At 41.5% G+C, this 20,793-nt stretch carries 5 protein-coding genes, 21 tRNA genes and 7 rRNA genes; 1 reads left to right on the top strand and 32 read right to left on the bottom strand.

The genetic code is table 11. The features are described from left to right. Nucleotides 1-13 precede the first annotated feature (13 nt). The 3 genes from ACTG46_RS01015 to ACTG46_RS01005 form a co-directional block, all read right to left on the bottom strand. A 16S ribosomal RNA gene (locus tag ACTG46_RS01015) occupies nt 14-1,516 on the bottom strand. Nucleotides 1,517-2,318: 802 nt separating this feature from the next. Further along, complete coding sequence (nrdG, locus tag ACTG46_RS01010; RefSeq protein WP_054268693.1) at nt 2,319-2,858, bottom strand: anaerobic ribonucleoside-triphosphate reductase activating protein; 540 nt, start codon at nt 2,856-2,858, stop codon at nt 2,319-2,321. 21 nt (nt 2,859-2,879) lie between these two features. Then, nucleotides 2,880-5,231 (bottom strand): anaerobic ribonucleoside triphosphate reductase, encoded by a 2,352-nt coding sequence (locus ACTG46_RS01005; protein WP_054268692.1) that lies wholly within the window; start codon nt 5,229-5,231, stop codon nt 2,880-2,882. A gap of 372 nt (nt 5,232-5,603) precedes the next feature. Between ACTG46_RS01005 and ACTG46_RS01000 the strand changes: the two genes are divergently transcribed. Further along, a complete protein-coding gene (locus ACTG46_RS01000) occupies nt 5,604-6,788 on the top strand; it encodes a pyridoxal phosphate-dependent aminotransferase (protein WP_227832691.1) in 1,185 nt (394 codons plus the stop codon). 198 nt (nt 6,789-6,986) lie between these two features. Here ACTG46_RS01000 and rrf (ACTG46_RS00995) read toward each other — a convergent pair. The 29 genes from rrf (ACTG46_RS00995) to rpsI all read right to left on the bottom strand — a co-directional run bounded on the left by rrf (ACTG46_RS00995) (nt 6,987) and on the right by rpsI (nt 20,786). Further along, nucleotides 6,987-7,103, bottom strand: a 5S ribosomal RNA gene (rrf, locus tag ACTG46_RS00995). 114 nt (nt 7,104-7,217) lie between these two features. Next, a 23S ribosomal RNA gene (locus ACTG46_RS00990) occupies nt 7,218-10,114 on the bottom strand. Between the two features lie 273 nt (nt 10,115-10,387). Further along, nucleotides 10,388-10,463: transfer RNA gene (locus tag ACTG46_RS00985), tRNA-Ala, on the bottom strand. A gap of 55 nt (nt 10,464-10,518) precedes the next feature. Then, nucleotides 10,519-12,021 (bottom strand): 16S ribosomal RNA (locus ACTG46_RS00980). A 115-nt stretch (nt 12,022-12,136) separates the two neighbouring features. Next, a tRNA-Met gene (locus tag ACTG46_RS00975) sits at nt 12,137-12,213 on the bottom strand. Nucleotides 12,214-12,220: 7 nt separating this feature from the next. Further along, nucleotides 12,221-12,296 (bottom strand) — tRNA-Phe (locus ACTG46_RS00970). A gap of 3 nt (nt 12,297-12,299) precedes the next feature. Continuing rightward, nucleotides 12,300-12,376 (bottom strand) — tRNA-Ile (locus ACTG46_RS00965). Nucleotides 12,377-12,382: 6 nt separating this feature from the next. Further along, a tRNA-Pro gene (locus tag ACTG46_RS00960) sits at nt 12,383-12,459 on the bottom strand. Between the two features lie 61 nt (nt 12,460-12,520). Then, nucleotides 12,521-12,596 (bottom strand) — tRNA-Trp (locus tag ACTG46_RS00955). Between the two features lie 11 nt (nt 12,597-12,607). Continuing rightward, nucleotides 12,608-12,681, bottom strand: a tRNA-Ile gene (locus ACTG46_RS00950). Between the two features lie 4 nt (nt 12,682-12,685). Then, a tRNA-Pro gene (locus ACTG46_RS00945) sits at nt 12,686-12,762 on the bottom strand. 8 nt (nt 12,763-12,770) lie between these two features. Beyond that, nucleotides 12,771-12,861 (bottom strand) — tRNA-Ser (locus ACTG46_RS00940). Nucleotides 12,862-12,885: 24 nt separating this feature from the next. Further along, a tRNA-Ser gene (locus ACTG46_RS00935) sits at nt 12,886-12,974 on the bottom strand. 2 nt (nt 12,975-12,976) lie between these two features. Beyond that, nucleotides 12,977-13,052: transfer RNA gene (locus ACTG46_RS00930), tRNA-Lys, on the bottom strand. Nucleotides 13,053-13,062: 10 nt separating this feature from the next. Next, nucleotides 13,063-13,138 (bottom strand) — tRNA-Gln (locus ACTG46_RS00925). 9 nt (nt 13,139-13,147) lie between these two features. Continuing rightward, nucleotides 13,148-13,224: transfer RNA gene (locus tag ACTG46_RS00920), tRNA-Arg, on the bottom strand. A 10-nt stretch (nt 13,225-13,234) separates the two neighbouring features. Next, a tRNA-Gly gene (locus ACTG46_RS00915) sits at nt 13,235-13,308 on the bottom strand. 9 nt (nt 13,309-13,317) lie between these two features. Beyond that, nucleotides 13,318-13,402: transfer RNA gene (locus tag ACTG46_RS00910), tRNA-Tyr, on the bottom strand. 14 nt (nt 13,403-13,416) lie between these two features. Then, nucleotides 13,417-13,491: transfer RNA gene (locus ACTG46_RS00905), tRNA-Thr, on the bottom strand. 12 nt (nt 13,492-13,503) lie between these two features. Then, a tRNA-Asp gene (locus ACTG46_RS00900) sits at nt 13,504-13,580 on the bottom strand. A 5-nt stretch (nt 13,581-13,585) separates the two neighbouring features. Continuing rightward, nucleotides 13,586-13,661: transfer RNA gene (locus tag ACTG46_RS00895), tRNA-Val, on the bottom strand. 5 nt (nt 13,662-13,666) lie between these two features. Then, nucleotides 13,667-13,741 (bottom strand) — tRNA-Glu (locus ACTG46_RS00890). A 4-nt stretch (nt 13,742-13,745) separates the two neighbouring features. After that, nucleotides 13,746-13,820 (bottom strand) — tRNA-Asn (locus ACTG46_RS00885). Nucleotides 13,821-13,827: 7 nt separating this feature from the next. Next, nucleotides 13,828-13,944 (bottom strand): 5S ribosomal RNA (gene rrf / locus ACTG46_RS00880). Nucleotides 13,945-14,076: 132 nt separating this feature from the next. After that, nucleotides 14,077-16,973: ribosomal RNA gene (locus ACTG46_RS00875) — 23S ribosomal RNA — on the bottom strand. A 268-nt stretch (nt 16,974-17,241) separates the two neighbouring features. After that, nucleotides 17,242-17,317: transfer RNA gene (locus tag ACTG46_RS00870), tRNA-Ala, on the bottom strand. A gap of 55 nt (nt 17,318-17,372) precedes the next feature. Beyond that, nucleotides 17,373-18,875 (bottom strand): 16S ribosomal RNA (locus ACTG46_RS00865). Together the 16S, 23S and 5S rRNA genes with 21 tRNA genes alongside form the textbook arrangement of a ribosomal RNA operon. Before the next feature lie 283 nt (nt 18,876-19,158). After that, the gene (gene cwlD / locus ACTG46_RS00860; RefSeq protein WP_074179374.1) at nt 19,159-19,863 is read right to left on the bottom strand and encodes an N-acetylmuramoyl-L-alanine amidase CwlD; all 705 of its coding nucleotides are present in this window, start codon (nt 19,861-19,863) and stop codon (nt 19,159-19,161) included. 530 nt (nt 19,864-20,393) lie between these two features. Beyond that, nucleotides 20,394-20,786 carry a 30S ribosomal protein S9 gene (gene rpsI, locus ACTG46_RS00855; protein WP_003421105.1) on the bottom strand — a complete coding sequence of 131 codons (393 nt, stop codon included), beginning with the start codon at nt 20,784-20,786 and terminating at the stop codon, nt 20,394-20,396. Nucleotides 20,787-20,793 lie beyond the last annotated feature (7 nt).

Raw genomic sequence — 20,793 nt, 5'->3', positions numbered from 1 at the left:
CAATTCTCCTTAGAAAGGAGGTGATCCAGCCGCACCTTCCGATACGGCTACCTTGTTACGACTTCACCCCAGTTATTGATTCCACCTTCGACGACTTCTTCCAAAAGGTTAGATAATCGGCTTCGGGCGTCTCCAACTCCCGTGGTGTGACGGGCGGTGTGTACAAGACCCGGGAACGCATTCACCGCAGCATTCTGATCTGCGATTACTAGTAACTCCAGCTTCATGTAGGCGAGTTTCAGCCTACAATCCGAACTGAGAGTAGCTTTAAGGGATTAGCTCCACCTTACGGCTTGGCAACCCTCTGTACTACCCATTGTAGCACGTGTGTAGCCCTAAGCATAAGGGGCATGATGATTTGACGTCATCCCCACCTTCCTCCAGGTTATCCCTGGCAGTCTCTCTAGAGTGCCCAACTTGATGATGGCAACTAAAGACAAGGGTTGCGCTCGTTGCGGGACTTAACCCAACATCTCACGACACGAGCTGACGACAACCATGCACCACCTGTCACCAATGTCCCCGAAGGGAACTCTCCGATTAAGGAGATGTCATTGGGATGTCAAGCTTAGGTAAGGTTCTTCGCGTTGCTTCGAATTAAACCACATGCTCCGCTACTTGTGCGGGTCCCCGTCAATTCCTTTGAGTTTCACTCTTGCGAGCGTACTTCCCAGGCGGAGTACTTAATGCGTTAGCTGCGGCACCGAGGGGGGTAACCCCCGACACCTAGTACTCATCGTTTACAGCGTGGACTACCAGGGTATCTAATCCTGTTTGCTCCCCACGCTTTCGTGCCTCAGCGTCAGTTACAGTCCAGAGAGCCGCCTTCGCAACTGGTGTTCCTCCTAATATCTACGCATTTCACCGCTACACTAGGAATTCCACTCTCCTCTCCTGCACTCAAGTCTCCCAGTTTCAAGAGCTTACTACGGTTGAGCCGTAGCCTTTCACTCCTGACTTGAAAGACCGCCTACGCACCCTTTACGCCCAGTAAATCCGGATAACGCTAGCCCCCTACGTATTACCGCGGCTGCTGGCACGTAGTTAGCCGGGGCTTCCTCCTCAAGTACCGTCATTATCTTCCTTGAGGACAGAGTTTTACGACCCGAAGGCCTTCATCACTCACGCGGCGTTGCTGCATCAGGCTTTCGCCCATTGTGCAATATTCCCCACTGCTGCCTCCCGTAGGAGTTTGGACCGTGTCTCAGTTCCAATGTGGCCGATCACCCTCTCAGGTCGGCTACTGATCGTCGCCTTGGTAAGCCATTACCTTACCAACTAGCTAATCAGACGCGGGTCCATCCTGTACTGGCTCACCTTTGATATTTAAGAGATGCCTCTCAAATATGTTATCCCGTATTAGCATACCTTTCGGTATGTTATCCGTGTGTACAGGGTAGGTTACCCACGCGTTACTCACCCGTCCGCCGCTCTTTACCGAAGTAAATCGCTCAACTTGCATGTGTTAGGCACGCCGCCAGCGTTCATCCTGAGCCAGGATCAAACTCTCAAATAAAAGTTTATCAGGCTCAGATACTATTGTTATCAAAATATCTGGCTTTATGGTTTGTTTCTTGTTTTATAAATTAACCTACTGTTTAATTTTCAAAGTTCTTTATGCTTTATCTGTTTGCCCTTTTCTTGAGGACAAGTATTACTATACCAACTTTTCCTTTTAGAGTCAATAACTTTTTTCACATTTTTTACTTTCAAGTATCTCATTTATTTACATATGGTTATATTATCCACATTATAAACAACTGATTCATATTGTTTTAACTTATTATATTAAATATTATCCACATTATAAACATATTTATCCACAAATTACAAAATTTAATATTTTTTATACAAATATATGTATTATATGTAATTAGACTTATTTACTTAATTGATTTATACTATAAAATTTGTTTATAAGAAAGATACAAACCAAGAAATATTATTAAAAATATTCATTTTAAAGATTTTCTATTTTTTAAAATGCTTAATACCAATCTTGATGGCACTAGGTAAATTACTTTCTGAGCTCCTTGTCAACATTTAATCATTTATTTGAATTCTTCTCTTATAGTAACTAAAGATTTTTACATAACAACTAAACATTCTAGTTTCTTAGCAAAGAATCCATAAATTAATACTTGTATATCCTTTAGAAACTATCTATTAGAATCATCCAGCTTATAAAAGAGTTAAATAAAATACACGATAAGCATTTTTATTTAACAATTACATCTTATATGATGCAAATAAACAAAATTACATAAAGATAGACGGAGGTAAATACATTATTATATTTACTTCCGTCTATTTATATTTTATTCTGCTATGGATAAATCATCTTTCATATATTGTTCAACTAAAAATACTTTTTTATATTTCAAACTTTTTTGAACATCAATTATTCTTTGATTTGATGAACCTCTGAACTTTAAACTTATATCTTTTTTCTCAGCCATAAACTTTCCATCTACTAAAATATCAATTTGTTTTAGTAAATTTAAATTTTTAAAATATCTACTATTTTTTTTATCTAATAACTGCTCAAATGTGAATCCAGTATATGACCATACATCCAGTCCATTTCTTTTAGCTTCTTTTGCTACTTCTTCTAATGGTTCTGGCTGTAAAAATGGTTCTCCTCCTGATAATGTAATACCTTTTTGTAACTTTAATGATTTTATCTTATTTATAATTTCTTCTGTATCCATGTAAAATCCCCCACATAAATCATGTGTCTGAGGATTATGGCATTCTTTGCAATTATGGATACATCCTTGAGTCCATATTACCATCCTTAATCCTGGTCCATCAACTATACTGTCATGGCTTATAGTAGATGACATTCTTATTTTCATAACTTATTCCTCCAAATAAAACTATCTATGCTTTACTCTATCTCTTACTTCAGCTTTTTTTGCATTATTAAATCTGTCAACTGTACCAACTAAGTAACCTGTTATTCTTCTTATTCTTTCAAATTTGATATCACTTTCATCTTCATTTCTTCCACATACAGGACATATGTTACTTCCTATTACACCTGAAAATCCACATATTGGATCTCTATCTACAGGATGATTTATGCTTCCATATCCTATACCTAAGTCTTTCATAGCTTTTATAACTGTTTCAAAAGCTTCTAGATTATCTGATGGATCTCCATCTAATTCCACATATGTTATATGACCTGCATTCGTCAGTTCATGATATGGAGCTTCTATCTCAATTTTGTCATATGCACTTATATTATAATAAACTGGTACATGGAATGAATTAGTATAATATTCTTTGTCTGTTATACCTTTAATCTCTCCATATACTTTTTTATCTATTTTAGTAAATCTACCTGAAAGACCTTCCGCTGGTGTACCCATTAAAGAGAAGTTTAATTTATATTTATCTGTGGCTTCGTCCATTTTAGCTCTCATGTGTGACACTATTCTTAATCCTAATTCTTGGGCTTCTTTGCTTTCTCCGTGATGTTTACCCATAAGAGCAATAAGACATTCTGCTAAACCTATGAATCCAATTGTCAATGTTCCTTGCTTTATTACTTCTTTTAGTGTATCTTCTGGTCCTAAATCATCAGAACCTTTCCATACACCTTGACCCATCAAGAATGGGAAATTCTTCATTTTTTTATTTCCTTGAACCTCAAGACGTTCTAATAATTGCTCTATAATTAAGTCTATCTTTTCATCTAATTCTTCAAAAAAACTATCTAAATTAGCTTTCTCATCATTTACAATGCCATGCTTTATACCCAATCTTGGTAAATTAACTGTAGTAAAAGATATATTTCCTCTACCACTAACTGTTTCTGAACCACATACATTACTAAGTACTCTTGTTCTACAACCCATATATGTGGCTTCTGTATCTGGTTCACCTTTTCTGTAATATTTAGCATTAAAAGGCGCATCTAAGAAACTAAAATTAGGAAATAGTCTTTTAGCTGATACTCTGCATGATAATTTAAATAAATCATAATTAGGGTCTTCAGGATTTAAATTTACTCCTTCTTTAACCTTAAATATTAAAATTGGAAAAATTGGTGTTTCTCCATTACCTAGTCCTCTTTCTTGAGATAGTAAAAGATTCTTAGTTACCATCCTTCCTTCTTCAGAAATATCTGTTCCAAAGTTCACACTTGAAAATGGAACCTGTGCACCTGCTCTAGAATGCATTGTATTTAAATTGTGTATAAATGCTTCCATAGATTGGTATGTTTTTTTATCAGTTTCTCTATATGATTCTTCAAATGCAAAGTTTTGCATGTTATTTGCAAGTTCTTCATCAATATCAAAAGTTTCTATCAATTTCTTTTTTTCTGAGTTTATATATAATTCCTCTCTTTTAAGACCAACCTTTTTATTTGTTTCTTTTTCTGTATTATATACTATGTTCTTTATTGCATCATTATTTTCAATTCCTTTAAATAATTTCAATGCTTTAGCTAAGTTTCCTATGTAGAATTTCTTAAAGGTCTTATATACACCTTCAGCCAATCCATAATCAAAAAATGGTATACTTTGACCTCCATGTTGGTCATTTTGATTACTTTGTATAGCGATTGCAGCTAATGCTCCATAACTTATTATATCTTGTGGTTCTCTTAAAAAACCATGTCCTGTTGAAAATCCACCATTAAATAGTTTTTTAACATCTATCTGGCAACAAGTTAATGTACCCATATTTAAAAAGTCCATATCATGTATGTGTATATCTCCATTCTCATGGGCAAAAGAATGTTCTGGCTTTAATATATGAGTCTTACAAAATTCTTTAGATACAGTGCTTCCGTATTGTAGCATAGTCCCCATAGCTGTATTACCATTAATGTTTGCATTTTCTCTTTTTATGTCTGCATCTTCTGCATCCTCAAAAGTAATCTCCTCTATTGCCTTCATCAGTCTTGTTTTTGAATTTCTTATTCTACTTCTTTCAGTTCTATATATTATGTATTCTTCACTAGTTTTTGCATGACCAGTTTCTATAAGAATCTTAACTACTGAGTCTTGAATATCCTCAACACTTGGAACTGTTTCCGAATATTTATGATTTAAAAATCTTATTACTTCCTGAGTTAATTGCTCAGATAATTTATAATCAGGTACTATTCCTTCCCTTTCTGCAACATTTGTCGCTGCTAAAAATATAGCTCTTGTTATTCTATCTTCATTAAATGGGATTACTCTTCCATCTCTTTTTTTCACGAATTCAACCAATTAAAAAAACCTCCTATTACTATATATTGTATTTTATTAATCTACATACCACTATATGTAGTATATTAAGTCTAAAAAAATCCCCTTCAACTAAGTTAAAGGGATTATCTTAATAATTTCTATATTAAGATTACCAAATTTGTACATAATAGTCAAACTTACGCAAGTCATTGCAAATACTATCTAGATATTTTGAACAGTAGCGTTTCTAACAACTCTGAGAGTCAAAAATTTTTTCTCTTTTTTTTACACTAATTTTAGGCAAAAAACGTATAATTTCATGTACATTAATGTATATATCTACAAATTTCCTTATGTAAATTCTTTAAAACTGTCGTATAATATAAATAATAATTTAAAAGGAGGCATTTTATGTTATCAAAAAGACTAAACTTTATAACTCCATCCTACACAATAGGTATTAGTTCAAAAGTTAAAGAAATGGAAAACAACGGAATTAAAGTAATAAATCTTAGTATAGGAGAACCTGATTTCAACGTACCTAATAATGCAAAAGCTTATGGTATTGACTCTTTAAATAAAGATTGTACTAAATATGATTTAGTTCCAGGGTTAAAAATACTTAGAGAGGAAATTTGTAAAAAACTTATTGATGAAAATAATTGTAAATATTCAATAGATGAAATAGTTATATCAAGTGGAGCAAAAAACTCTATAACGAATACTTTGCTAGCTTTAACAGATGAGGGAGATGAAGTATTATTGCCAAAACCTTATTGGGTTAGTTATCCTGAAATGGTTAAATTAGTAAATGCTGTACCAGTTTTCATCGATACTAAAAAAGAAAATGGATTCAAGTTAACAAAAGATGAGCTTAAAAAATCTATAACAAATAAAACAAAAATTCTTGTAATAAATAATCCTTCAAATCCTACTGGTAGCATTTATACAAAAGATGAATTAATAGAAATTGTAGATGTATGTATAGAAAATAAAATATATATTTTAGCAGATGAAATATATGAAAAAATATGCTATGATGGGGAATTTACATCAATTGCCTCATTAAGTGAAGAAGCTAAAGATATAACAATAACTGTAAATGGTTTTTCTAAATCTGCTGCAATGACTGGATTAAGATTGGGATATACAGCATCTAATAAAACCATTGCTAAAGCAATGAGTTCTATACAGGGACATCTTATATCTCATCCAAGTTTAACAGCACAATACATAGCATATGGAGCCTTAAAAGATTGCTCAGCTGATATAGATAATATGGTTAAGACATATAAGTCTAGAAGAGACTTAATTACATCAAAATTAGACTCTATCGAAAATGTAGGATATGTAAATCCAAATGGCGCATTTTATGCATTTATAGACCTCTCTAAAGTATCTGAGAGATTTAAGTATAAAGATAGCTTTTCTATAGAATTTTGTAATCAATTTTTAGAAGAATATAACGTTGCAGTTGTTCCTGGAATAGCATTTGGTATGGATAAATATATTCGTATATCTTATGCTTGCAGTGAAAATACGTTCTTATCTGGATTAGATAAACTAAAAGAGTTTGTATATAAAATAATGGCATAATAACAATTTAAATTAAATGATGGTTAATATCCCAAATAAGCATATAAGATTTTTATTTACTAACTTAACTAAAATACTAGATAAAAAACAAAAGAGCTACTGATTTAAAAATCAGTAGCTTTATTTTTTAATTAAAATATTAAATTAAGTAAAATGTTGAATTAAAGTGCTAAGTTAATTTATTATAATAAAAAGATTACGTGGCTACGTCCTACTCTCCCAGGCAGTTTCCCACCAAGTACCATCAGCGCTAGAGAGCTTAACTTCTGTGTTCGGAATGGGAACAGGTGTATCCTCTCTGCTATTGTAACCACATAATCTTTATGCTTAATATTTCTATTAAGTTTTTAGAATCTAGTAATACTAGTTTCTTTAGAGTTAACACTCTAAAAACTACACATATATTTTATTGAATGGACATCAAATAATTTGGTCAAGTCCTCGACCTATTAGTATCGATAAGCTAAATACATTGCTGCACTTACACCTTCGACCTATCAACCAGATAGTCTTTCTGGGGTCTTACCCTTGCGGTGGGAAATCTTATCTTGAAGTTGGCTTCGCGCTTAGATGCTTTCAGCGCTTATCCATTCCGTACATAGCTACCCAGCTATGCCCTTGGCAGAACAACTGGTACACCAGAGGTACGTCCATCCCGGTCCTCTCGTACTAAGGACAGGTCTTCTCAAATTTCCTACGCCTGCGACGGATAGGGACCGAACTGTCTCACGACGTTCTGAACCCAGCTCGCGTACCACTTTAATGGGCGAACAGCCCAACCCTTGGGACCTACTACAGCCCCAGGATGTGATGAGCCGACATCGAGGTGCCAAACCTCCCCGTCGATGTGGACTCTTGGGGGAGATAAGCCTGTTATCCCCAGGGTAGCTTTTATCCGTTGAGCGATGGCCCTTCCACGCAGAACCACCGGATCACTAAGTCCGATTTTCATCCTTGCTCGACCTGTATGTCTTGCAATCAAGCTCTCTTTTGCCTTTACACTCTACGTACGATTTCCGACCGTACTGAGAGAACCTTTGAGCGCCTCCGTTACCTTTTGGGAGGCGACCGCCCCAGTCAAACTGCCCACCTGACAGTGTCCCAAGACCAGATTCATGGCCTATGGTTAGAGTCCCAGTACTACAAGGGTGGTATCCCAAGGATGGCTCCGCCAAAACTGGCGTCCTGGTTTCAAAGCCTCCCACCTATCCTGTACATGTAGTACCAAGACCCAATGTCAAGCTACAGTAAAGCTCCATGGGGTCTTTCCGTCCTGTCGCAGGTATCCGGCATCTTCACCGGAATTACAATTTCACCGAGTCTGTTGTTGAGACAGTGCCCAAATCGTTACGCCTTTCGTGCGGGTCGGAACTTACCCGACAAGGAATTTCGCTACCTTAGGACCGTTATAGTTACGGCCGCCGTTTACTGGGGCTTAAGTTCACTGCTTCGATTGCTCTAACAGATCCCCTTAACCTTCCAGCACCGGGCAGGCGTCAGCTCCTATACATCGTCTTGCGACTTAGCAGAAACCTATGTTTTTGGTAAACAGTCGCTTGGGCCTATTCTCTGCGGCCACCGGATGGTGGCACCCCTTATCCCTAAGTTACGGGGTCATTTTGCCGAGTTCCTTAACAACAGTTCTCTCGCGGGCCTTAGGATACTCTCCTCACCCACCTGTGTCGGTTTGCGGTACGGGTACCTTTAACCTCGATAGAGACTTTTCTTGACAGTGTGAAATCAGCTACTTCGCTACTAAATTTCGCTCCCCATCACATCCCAGCATTATCAAAGCGGATTTACCTACTCTGACTGCCTCAATGCTTGGGCACACATAACCAACAGTGTGCTTAGCTTATCCTACTGTGTCATCCCATCTCTCAAACGGTTATCGGTAGTACAGGAATATCAACCTGTTGTCCATCACCTACGCCTTTCGGCCTCAGCTTAGGTCCCGACTAACCCAGGGCGGACGAACCTTCCCCTGGAAACCTTGGGTTTACGGCCTGTGGGATTCTCACCCACATCTCGCTACTCATGCCAACATTCTCACTCCCATACTGTCCACATGTCCTTACGGTCATGCTTCAACCCGTATGGGAAGCTCCCCTACCCATCATAATGATGCCGTAGCTTCGGTAGTAAGTTTTAGCCCCGGAAATCTTCGGCGCAGGATCACTCGACCAGTGAGCTATTACGCACTCTTTGAATGAGTGGCTGCTTCTAAGCCAACATCCTGGTTGTCTGTGCAATCCCACATCCTTTACCACTTAACTTACATTTAGGGACCTTAGCTGACGATCTGGGCTGTTGCCCTTTCGACTATGAATCTTATCACCCACAGTCTGACTCCCAAGTATAAGATGACGGCATTCGGAGTTTGATAGTCTTCGGTAGGTGCAATACCCCCTAGGACATTCAGTGCTCTACCTCCGTATCTCTCACCTTGAGGCTAGCCCTAAAGCTATTTCGGGGAGAACCAGCTATCTCCGGGCTCGATTGGAATTTCACCGCTACCCACAAGTCATCCCCGAGCTTTTCAACGCTCGTGGGTTCGGACCTCCACGAAATTTTACTTTCGCTTCATCCTGCTCATGGGTAGGTCGCCCGGTTTCGGGTCTACGTCAAGTAACTGAACGCTCAGTTAAAACTCGCTTTCGCTACGGCTCCACACCTTAAGTGCTTAACCTTGCTACTTAACGTAACTCGTTGGCCCGTTCTACAAAAAGTACGCGGTCACACAAGAAATGTGCTTCCACAGCTTGTAAGTGCAGGGTTTCAGGTTCTATTTCACTCCCCTCCCGGGGTTCTTTTCACCTTTCCCTCACGGTACTATACGCTATCGGTCACTAGGTAGTATTTAGCCTTGGAGGGTGGTCCCTCCTGCTTCCCACAGGGTTTCACGTGTCCCGTGGTACTCTGGATCATATCTAAAGTTTTCCCGTTTAACATACAGGACTATTACCTTCTGTGGTGGGTCTTTCCAAACCTCTTCAATTACGATACCTCTTCGTTATGATATGTCCGCAACCCCAATAAAGAAAACTTTATTGGTTTGGGCTCTTCCGCGTTCGCTCGCCGCTACTTACGGAATCGAATTTCTTTCTCTTCCTTCAGGTACTTAGATGTTTCAGTTCCCTGAGTTCCCCTCATTAAGCTATGTATTCACTTAATGATACTTAGACATTACTCTAAGTGAGTTTCCTCATTCGGAAATCTTCGGATCAAAGTTTACGTGCAACTCCCCGAAGCTTATCGCAGCTTATCACGTCCTTCATCGGCTCCTAGTGCCAAGGCATCCGCCCTGCACCCTTAATAACTTGACCAGTTAAAAAGGTTTGATAGATTAAAGTCTATCAACTTGATAATTTTTAAAAGTTATCAGCTTTATATATTACAAATTAGATGTCATATCACTAAATATATATGCAGTTTTCAAAGTGCTAACGCACAACGCCAACGGATAAATCCCGTTGCTTAAAGTGCTAACGCACGTCGCCAACAAACAAACTTCACATTCGTTCAGTTTATTCTGTTGCTTAAAGTGCAATGTAAGAGTCTACTAGATAAATCAAAGATTTAAGTAATATGCTCTTAAATGGTGGAGATGAGGAGAGTCGAACTCCTGACCCCTTGCTTGCAAGGCAAGTGCTCTCCCAACTGAGCTACACCCCCAAATATGAAGTTCATAAAGAACTTTCAAAATTAAACAGTAGGCAATTCTCCTTAGAAAGGAGGTGATCCAGCCGCACCTTCCGATACGGCTACCTTGTTACGACTTCACCCCAGTTATTGATTCCACCTTCGACGACTTCTTCCAAAAGGTTAGATAATCGGCTTCGGGCGTCTCCAACTCCCGTGGTGTGACGGGCGGTGTGTACAAGACCCGGGAACGCATTCACCGCAGCATTCTGATCTGCGATTACTAGTAACTCCAGCTTCATGTAGGCGAGTTTCAGCCTACAATCCGAACTGAGAGTAGCTTTAAGGGATTAGCTCCACCTTACGGCTTGGCAACCCTCTGTACTACCCATTGTAGCACGTGTGTAGCCCTAAGCATAAGGGGCATGATGATTTGACGTCATCCCCACCTTCCTCCAGGTTATCCCTGGCAGTCTCTCTAGAGTGCCCAACTTGATGATGGCAACTAAAGACAAGGGTTGCGCTCGTTGCGGGACTTAACCCAACATCTCACGACACGAGCTGACGACAACCATGCACCACCTGTCACCAATGTCCCCGAAGGGAACTCTCCGATTAAGGAGATGTCATTGGGATGTCAAGCTTAGGTAAGGTTCTTCGCGTTGCTTCGAATTAAACCACATGCTCCGCTACTTGTGCGGGTCCCCGTCAATTCCTTTGAGTTTCACTCTTGCGAGCGTACTTCCCAGGCGGAGTACTTAATGCGTTAGCTGCGGCACCGAGGGGGGTAACCCCCGACACCTAGTACTCATCGTTTACAGCGTGGACTACCAGGGTATCTAATCCTGTTTGCTCCCCACGCTTTCGTGCCTCAGCGTCAGTTACAGTCCAGAGAGCCGCCTTCGCAACTGGTGTTCCTCCTAATATCTACGCATTTCACCGCTACACTAGGAATTCCACTCTCCTCTCCTGCACTCAAGTCTCCCAGTTTCAAGAGCTTACTACGGTTGAGCCGTAGCCTTTCACTCCTGACTTGAAAGACCGCCTACGCACCCTTTACGCCCAGTAAATCCGGATAACGCTAGCCCCCTACGTATTACCGCGGCTGCTGGCACGTAGTTAGCCGGGGCTTCCTCCTCAAGTACCGTCATTATCTTCCTTGAGGACAGAGTTTTACGACCCGAAGGCCTTCATCACTCACGCGGCGTTGCTGCATCAGGCTTTCGCCCATTGTGCAATATTCCCCACTGCTGCCTCCCGTAGGAGTTTGGACCGTGTCTCAGTTCCAATGTGGCCGATCACCCTCTCAGGTCGGCTACTGATCGTCGCCTTGGTAAGCCGTTACCTTACCAACTAGCTAATCAGACGCGGGTCCATCCTGTACTGGCTCACCTTTGATATTTAAGAGATGCCTCTCAAATATGTTATCCCGTATTAGCATACCTTTCGGTATGTTATCCGTGTGTACAGGGTAGGTTACCCACGCGTTACTCACCCGTCCGCCGCTCTTTACCGAAGTAAATCGCTCAACTTGCATGTGTTAGGCACGCCGCCAGCGTTCATCCTGAGCCAGGATCAAACTCTCAAATAAAAGTTTATCAGGCTCAGATACTATTGTTATCAAAATATCTGGCTTTATGGTTTGTTTCTTGTTTATAAATTAACCTACTGTTTAATTTTCAAAGTTCTTTATTGATATAGTTAGATGGTAGCGGTAATAGGAGTCGAACCTATGACCTTTCGGGTATGAACCGAACGCTCTAGCCAACTAAGCTATACCGCCGTATTTCTGGTGCCCAGAGGCGGAATCGAACCACCGACACGGGGATTTTCAGTCCCCTGCTCTACCGACTGAGCTATCTGGGCAAATGGTGGGCCTAGCTGGACTCGAACCAGCGACCTCACGCTTATCAGGCGTGCGCTCTAACCACCTGAGCTATAGGCCCTTTTCTTGGTCGAGGTGAAGGGACTCGAACCCCCGGCCCCATGGTCCCAAACCATGTGCGCTACCAAACTGCGCTACACCTCGAAATTTCATTTACTATTTTATACTACTCTAAAATCTATTTTTTTTCAAGTCCTTTTTAATTTGGCAGGGGTGGAGGGACTCGAACCCCCGGCGCACGGTTTTGGAGACCGACGCTCTACCAACTGAGCTACACCCCTATGAAGAATAATGGACCTTCAGGGACTCGAACCCCAGACCTACCGGTTATGAGCCGGGCGCTCTAACCAACTGAGCTAAAGGTCCAAGTTGGTCGAGGTGAAGGGACTCGAACCCCCGGCCCCATGGTCCCAAACCATGTGCGCTACCAAACTGCGCTACACCTCGTTTTTAAATGGCGGAGAAGGAGGGATTCGAACCCTCGCACCGGTTACCCAGCCTAATCCCTTAGCAGGGGATCCTCTTGAGCCACTTGAGTACTTCTCCAAATTTAAGTCCTATTTATTTACTTGGCGGAGAGGGTGGGATTCGAACCCACGGCCCCTTTCGAAGTCACTGGTTTTCAAGACCAGCTCCTTAAACCACTCGGACACCTCTCCATTGGTGATCTATCCGCGACTCGAACGCGGGACACCCTGATTAAAAGTCAGGTGCTCTACCGACTGAGCTAATAGACCATATTTTATTTGGCTGGGGATGCAGGACTCGAACCTACGCATACATGAGTCAAAGTCATGTGCCTTACCGACTTGGCTAATCCCCAATATATATGTGGTGAGCGCACAGGGATTCGAACCCCGGACACACGCCTTAGAAGGGCGTTGCTCTATCCAGCTGAGCTATGCACCCACGCTTTCTTTGGAGCGGGTGAAGGGGATCGAACCCTCACAGCTGGCTTGGAAGGCCAGAACTCTACCATTGAGCTACACCCGCATATTTAATTGGTGGAGGATGGTGGATTCGAACCACCGAAGTCGATGACAACAGATTTACAGTCTGCCCCCTTTGGCCGCTCGGGAAATCCTCCGTATTAGTTTTACATGGAGCTGGTGATAGGAATCGAACCTACAACCTGCTGATTACAAGTCAGCTGCTCTACCGTTGAGCCACACCAGCATTTTTTTGTTTTGGCGACCTGGAAGGGGTTCGAACCCTCGACCTCCAGCGTGACAGGCTGGCATTCTAACCAACTGAACTACCAGGCCGCAAATGGTGGGACCAACAGGGCTCGAACCTGTGACCCCCTGCTTGTAAGGCAGGTGCTCTCCCAGCTGAGCTATGATCCCACAAATGGTGACTCGTAGGGGAATTGAACCCCTGTTACCGCCGTGAAAGGGCGGTGTCTTAACCTCTTGACCAACGAGCCATATTGGCTCCAAGGGTGGGGCTCGAACCCACAGCCTACCGGTTAACAGCCGGTTGCTCCACCGTTGAGCTACCTTGGAATATCCAACGTGGCTATGTCCTACTCTCCCAGGCAGTTTCCCACCAAGTACCATCAGCGCTAGAGAACTTAACTTCTGTGTTCGGAATGGGAACAGGTGTATCTTCTCTGCTATTATAACCACATTTTTTCTTGTTGCTAGGACAAGTATAATATTAACATTTTTTGTTATTTTTGTCAATACTTTTTTTAATTTTTTTTCAGAGTTAACACTCTAAAAACTACACATATATTTTATTGAATGAACATCAAATAATTTGGTCAAGTCCTCGACCTATTAGTATCGATAAGCTAAATACATTGCTGCACTTACACCTTCGACCTATCAACCAGATAGTCTTTCTGGGGTCTTACCCTTGCGGTGGGAAATCTTATCTTGAAGTTGGCTTCGCGCTTAGATGCTTTCAGCGCTTATCCATTCCGTACATAGCTACCCAGCCATGCCCTTGGCAGAACAACTGGTACACCAGAGGTACGTCCATCCCGGTCCTCTCGTACTAAGGACAGGTCTTCTCAAATTTCCTACGCCTGCGACGGATAGGGACCGAACTGTCTCACGACGTTCTGAACCCAGCTCGCGTACCACTTTAATGGGCGAACAGCCCAACCCTTGGGACCTACTACAGCCCCAGGATGTGATGAGCCGACATCGAGGTGCCAAACCTCCCCGTCGATGTGGACTCTTGGGGGAGATAAGCCTGTTATCCCCAGGGTAGCTTTTATCCGTTGAGCGATGGCCCTTCCACGCAGAACCACCGGATCACTAAGTCCGATTTTCATCCTTGCTCGACCTGTATGTCTTGCAATCAAGCTCTCTTTTGCCTTTACACTCTACGTACGATTTCCGACCGTACTGAGAGAACCTTTGAGCGCCTCCGTTACCTTTTGGGAGGCGACCGCCCCAGTCAAACTGCCCACCTGACAGTGTCCCAAGACCAGATTCATGGCCTATGGTTAGAGTCCCAGTACTACAAGGGTGGTATCCCAAGGATGGCTCCGCCAAAACTGGCGTCCTGGTTTCAAAGCCTCCCACCTATCCTGTACATGTAGTACCAAGACCCAATGTCAAGCTACAGTAAAGCTCCATGGGGTCTTTCCGTCCTGTCGCAGGTATCCGGCATCTTCACCGGAATTACAATTTCACCGAGTCTGTTGTTGAGACAGTGCCCAAATCGTTACGCCTTTCGTGCGGGTCGGAACTTACCCGACAAGGAATTTCGCTACCTTAGGACCGTTATAGTTACGGCCGCCGTTTACTGGGGCTTAAGTTCACTGCTTCGATTGCTCTAACAGATCCCCTTAACCTTCCAGCACCGGGCAGGCGTCAGCTCCTATACATCGTCTTGCGACTTAGCAGAAACCTATGTTTTTGGTAAACAGTCGCTTGGGCCTATTCTCTGCGGCCACCGGATGGTGGCACCCCTTATCCCTAAGTTACGGGGTCATTTTGCCGAGTTCCTTAACAACAGTTCTCTCGCGGGCCTTAGGATACTCTCCTCACCCACCTGTGTCGGTTTGCGGTACGGGTACCTTTAACCTCGATAGAGACTTTTCTTGACAGTGTGAAATCAGCTACTTCGCTACTAAATTTCGCTCCCCATCACATCCCAGCATTATCAAAGCGGATTTACCTACTCTGACTGCCTCAATGCTTGGGCACACATAACCAACAGTGTGCTTAGCTTATCCTACTGTGTCATCCCATCTCTCAAACGGTTATCGGTAGTACAGGAATATCAACCTGTTGTCCATCACCTACGCCTTTCGGCCTCAGCTTAGGTCCCGACTAACCCAGGGCGGACGAACCTTCCCCTGGAAACCTTGGGTTTACGGCCTGTGGGATTCTCACCCACATCTCGCTACTCATGCCAACATTCTCACTCCCATACTGTCCACATGTCCTTACGGTCATGCTTCAACCCGTATGGGAAGCTCCCCTACCCATCATAATGATGCCGTAGCTTCGGTAGTAAGTTTTAGCCCCGGAAATCTTCGGCGCAGGATCACTCGACCAGTGAGCTATTACGCACTCTTTGAATGAGTGGCTGCTTCTAAGCCAACATCCTGGTTGTCTGTGCAATCCCACATCCTTTACCACTTAACTTACATTTAGGGACCTTAGCTGACGATCTGGGCTGTTGCCCTTTCGACTATGAATCTTATCACCCACAGTCTGACTCCCAAGTATAAGATGACGGCATTCGGAGTTTGATAGTCTTCGGTAGGTGCAATACCCCCTAGGACATTCAGTGCTCTACCTCCGTATCTCTCACCTTGAGGCTAGCCCTAAAGCTATTTCGGGGAGAACCAGCTATCTCCGGGCTCGATTGGAATTTCACCGCTACCCACAAGTCATCCCCGAGCTTTTCAACGCTCGTGGGTTCGGACCTCCACGAAATTTTACTTTCGCTTCATCCTGCTCATGGGTAGGTCGCCCGGTTTCGGGTCTACGTCAAGTAACTGAACGCTCAGTTAAAACTCGCTTTCGCTACGGCTCCACACCTTAAGTGCTTAACCTTGCTACTTAACGTAACTCGTTGGCCCGTTCTACAAAAAGTACGCGGTCACACAAGAAATGTGCTTCCACAGCTTGTAAGTGCAGGGTTTCAGGTTCTATTTCACTCCCCTCCCGGGGTTCTTTTCACCTTTCCCTCACGGTACTATACGCTATCGGTCACTAGGTAGTATTTAGCCTTGGAGGGTGGTCCCTCCTGCTTCCCACAGGGTTTCACGTGTCCCGTGGTACTCTGGATCATATCTAAAGTCTTCTCGTTTAACATACAGGACTATTACCTTCTGTGGTGGGTCTTTCCAAACCTCTTCAATTACGATACCTCTTCGTTATGATATGTCCGCAACCCCAATAAAGAAAACTTTATTGGTTTGGGCTCTTCCGCGTTCGCTCGCCGCTACTTACGGAATCGAATTTCTTTCTCTTCCTTCAGGTACTTAGATGTTTCAGTTCCCTGAGTTCCCCTCATTAAGCTATGTATTCACTTAATGATACTTAGACATTACTCTAAGTGAGTTTCCTCATTCGGAAATCTTCGGATCAAAGTTTACGTGCAACTCCCCGAAGCTTATCGCAGCTTATCACGTCCTTCATCGGCTCCTAGTGCCAAGGCATCCGCCCTGCACCCTTAATAACTTGACCAGTTAAAAAGGTTTGATAGATTAAAGTCTATCAACTTGATAATTTTTAAAAGTTATCAGCTTTATATATTACAAATTAGATGTCATATCACTAAATATATATGCAGTTTTCAAAGTGCTAACGCACAACGCCAACAAACAAACTTCACATTCGTTCAGTTTATTCTGTTGCTTAAAGTGCTAACGCACAAGCTTGTATAAAAATAAGCTTAAAGTGCAATGTAAGAGTCTACTAGATAAATCAAAGATTTAAGTAATATGCTCTTAAATGGTGGAGATGAGGAGAGTCGAACTCCTGACCCCTTGCTTGCAAGGCAAGTGCTCTCCCAACTGAGCTACACCCCCAAATATGAAGTTCATAAAGAACTTTCAAAATTAAACAGTAGGCAATTCTCCTTAGAAAGGAGGTGATCCAGCCGCACCTTCCGATACGGCTACCTTGTTACGACTTCACCCCAGTTATTGATTCCACCTTCGACGACTTCTTCCAAAAGGTTAGATAATCGGCTTCGGGCGTCTCCAACTCCCGTGGTGTGACGGGCGGTGTGTACAAGACCCGGGAACGCATTCACCGCAGCATTCTGATCTGCGATTACTAGTAACTCCAGCTTCATGTAGGCGAGTTTCAGCCTACAATCCGAACTGAGAGTAGCTTTAAGGGATTAGCTCCACCTTACGGCTTGGCAACCCTCTGTACTACCCATTGTAGCACGTGTGTAGCCCTAAGCATAAGGGGCATGATGATTTGACGTCATCCCCACCTTCCTCCAGGTTATCCCTGGCAGTCTCTCTAGAGTGCCCAACTTAATGATGGCAACTAAAGACAAGGGTTGCGCTCGTTGCGGGACTTAACCCAACATCTCACGACACGAGCTGACGACAACCATGCACCACCTGTCACCAATGTCCCCGAAGGGAACTCTCCGATTAAGGAGATGTCATTGGGATGTCAAGCTTAGGTAAGGTTCTTCGCGTTGCTTCGAATTAAACCACATGCTCCGCTACTTGTGCGGGTCCCCGTCAATTCCTTTGAGTTTCACTCTTGCGAGCGTACTTCCCAGGCGGAGTACTTAATGCGTTAGCTGCGGCACCGAGGGGGGTAACCCCCGACACCTAGTACTCATCGTTTACAGCGTGGACTACCAGGGTATCTAATCCTGTTTGCTCCCCACGCTTTCGTGCCTCAGCGTCAGTTACAGTCCAGAGAGCCGCCTTCGCAACTGGTGTTCCTCCTAATATCTACGCATTTCACCGCTACACTAGGAATTCCACTCTCCTCTCCTGCACTCAAGTCTCCCAGTTTCAAGAGCTTACTACGGTTGAGCCGTAGCCTTTCACTCCTGACTTGAAAGACCGCCTACGCACCCTTTACGCCCAGTAAATCCGGATAACGCTAGCCCCCTACGTATTACCGCGGCTGCTGGCACGTAGTTAGCCGGGGCTTCCTCCTCAAGTACCGTCATTATCTTCCTTGAGGACAGAGTTTTACGACCCGAAGGCCTTCATCACTCACGCGGCGTTGCTGCATCAGGCTTTCGCCCATTGTGCAATATTCCCCACTGCTGCCTCCCGTAGGAGTTTGGACCGTGTCTCAGTTCCAATGTGGCCGATCACCCTCTCAGGTCGGCTACTGATCGTTGCCTTGGTAAGCCATTACCTTACCAACTAGCTAATCAGACGCGGGTCCATCCTGTACTGGCTCACCTTTGATATTTAAGAGATGCCTCTCAAATATGTTATCCCGTATTAGCATACCTTTCGGTATGTTATCCGTGTGTACAGGGTAGGTTACCCACGCGTTACTCACCCGTCCGCCGCTCTTTACCGAAGTAAATCGCTCAACTTGCATGTGTTAGGCACGCCGCCAGCGTTCATCCTGAGCCAGGATCAAACTCTCAAATAAAAGTTTATCAGGCTCAGATACTATTGTTATCAAAATATCTGGCTTTATGGTTTGTTTCTTGTTTATAAATTAACCTACTGTTTAATTTTCAAAGTTCTTTTGTCGTATTTTTGTGCTCCTTTTGGGCACTCATATATAATACCATCTATATGATTTCAAGTCAACGCTTTTTTAACTTTTATTTTAAATATTTTTTTGTCAAAACAAAAATAGCCTATATTAATGCATTTTAACTGCTTTAATACAAGCTATTTACATATTCAGACTTATTTATATAGTAACTTTAACTTAGATATTTTTGTATTCCTATGTATATCGCCCATGCTATCTTCTCTTGATATGTTTCATCAGTCAAAAGTTTACATTCTTTTTCATTCGATAAAAAACCACACTCTATTAGTACTGATGGAATATTGTTCTCTTTTAAAAGATATATATCATCTCTAGGCTTGACTTCTCTATTATTTGTTTTATCTACTACTCTTTTAAGTTCTTCTTGAATACACTTTGATAGCTCTTTACTATCTTGTTTGTCTTTAGGATAAAAAGTTTGAGCTCCATAGTATTTTGATTGTTCAAATGCATTGAGATGTATGGAGACGAACATGTTAGCATTAGAATTGGATATCATTTCTTTCCTATTTTTCAAATTTTCATTATACTTTTGTCTTGTTGTTTTATTATTTCCCTCTTTGTAAAGACTACTATCATCTTCTCTAGTCAATATTACAAGACCTCCACTTGATTCTATAAGCTCTCTAAGCTTAAGTGTTATAGCTAAGTTAATATCCTTTTCAGATGTGCTCTTATCCTTATTTAACGCACCTGGGTCAATACCCCCATGACCAGCGTCTAAAATTATTGTTTTATTTGTTACTGGCATATACTTAATAACATCTTCAGATATATTTTTCACTTCAAATATTGACACTATTACTAGGCACACCATAACAAAACTAAAAATTATATGTTTTATGTACTTTCTCACAACATCACCCTGTATATGTATACTTATAAAAACACTATAATATTCCAAATATTAGTACAAACATTTAAATTCTCCTTTTCTAATTATCAATTTCCATTTATTATATTGATTTATCAATATCGATATATGTGCTTTACAATATTATATATTATTAACCTCTTTAATTTAATACTCTTATCTACTATTGAATAACTATTATTTTGACAACAAATCATATAATTTATAATAACATAGTCTACGAATTATACTAATGTATATTCATAGACTATGTTATTATAGTATATAAAATTTTTAATTATTAATATATAAACTACTTTTGTTAATAATGCTATTGCATTAAATAAATCTAATGCATAGTCTTTCCATTATATAAATAAAAAAGGATGCTTTCCCTACAGAAAAACATCCTAATAAAATATCTTATTATTTTATTGTATATCACTCTTAATTCAAACCCAACATTTTTAACATACAAATACTTTTTAAATAAAAATATATAAAGTATTTTGTTTTTCCAAAAAAATAAGTAATTATCTTTTTGAGAATTGTGGAGCTCTTCTTGCTGCTTTTAATCCGTATTTCTTTCTTTCCTTCATTCTTGCATCTCTAGTTAAAAAACCTTCTTTCTTTAAAGCAGGTCTTAAATCTAAATCAGCTTTTAATAAAGCTCTAGATATACCATGTCTTATAGCTCCAGCTTGTCCAGTGAATCCTCCACCTTCAACTTTTACTATAACATCATATTTATTTTCATTTCCAGTTAAAACTAATGGTTGTTTAACATCTCTTATTAGTGTTTCATAGTTAAAATAATTTTCTAATGCTCTTCCATTTACTAATATATTTCCTTCACCTGCAACTAGTCTTACTCTAGCAACAGAACTTTTTCTTCTTCCAGTTCCATAATATTGAACGTTAGCCATTATAAAC

Source organism: Clostridioides sp. LIBA-7678, assembly GCF_056716065.1.
The sequence above is the reverse complement of the archived record's forward strand: the minus strand, read 5'-3'. Positions and strand labels throughout refer to the sequence as shown.

What these genes read in the sequence shown, in the direction of transcription:
- nrdG (WP_054268693.1), bottom strand. Translation starts at nt 2,858, where the DNA reads ATGAAAATAAGAATGTCATCTACTATAAGCCATGACAGTATAGTTGAT.
- ACTG46_RS01000 (WP_227832691.1), top strand. Translation starts at nt 5,604, where the DNA reads ATGTTATCAAAAAGACTAAACTTTATAACTCCATCCTACACAATAGGT.
- rpsI (WP_003421105.1), bottom strand. Translation starts at nt 20,786, where the DNA reads ATGGCTAACGTTCAATATTATGGAACTGGAAGAAGAAAAAGTTCTGTT.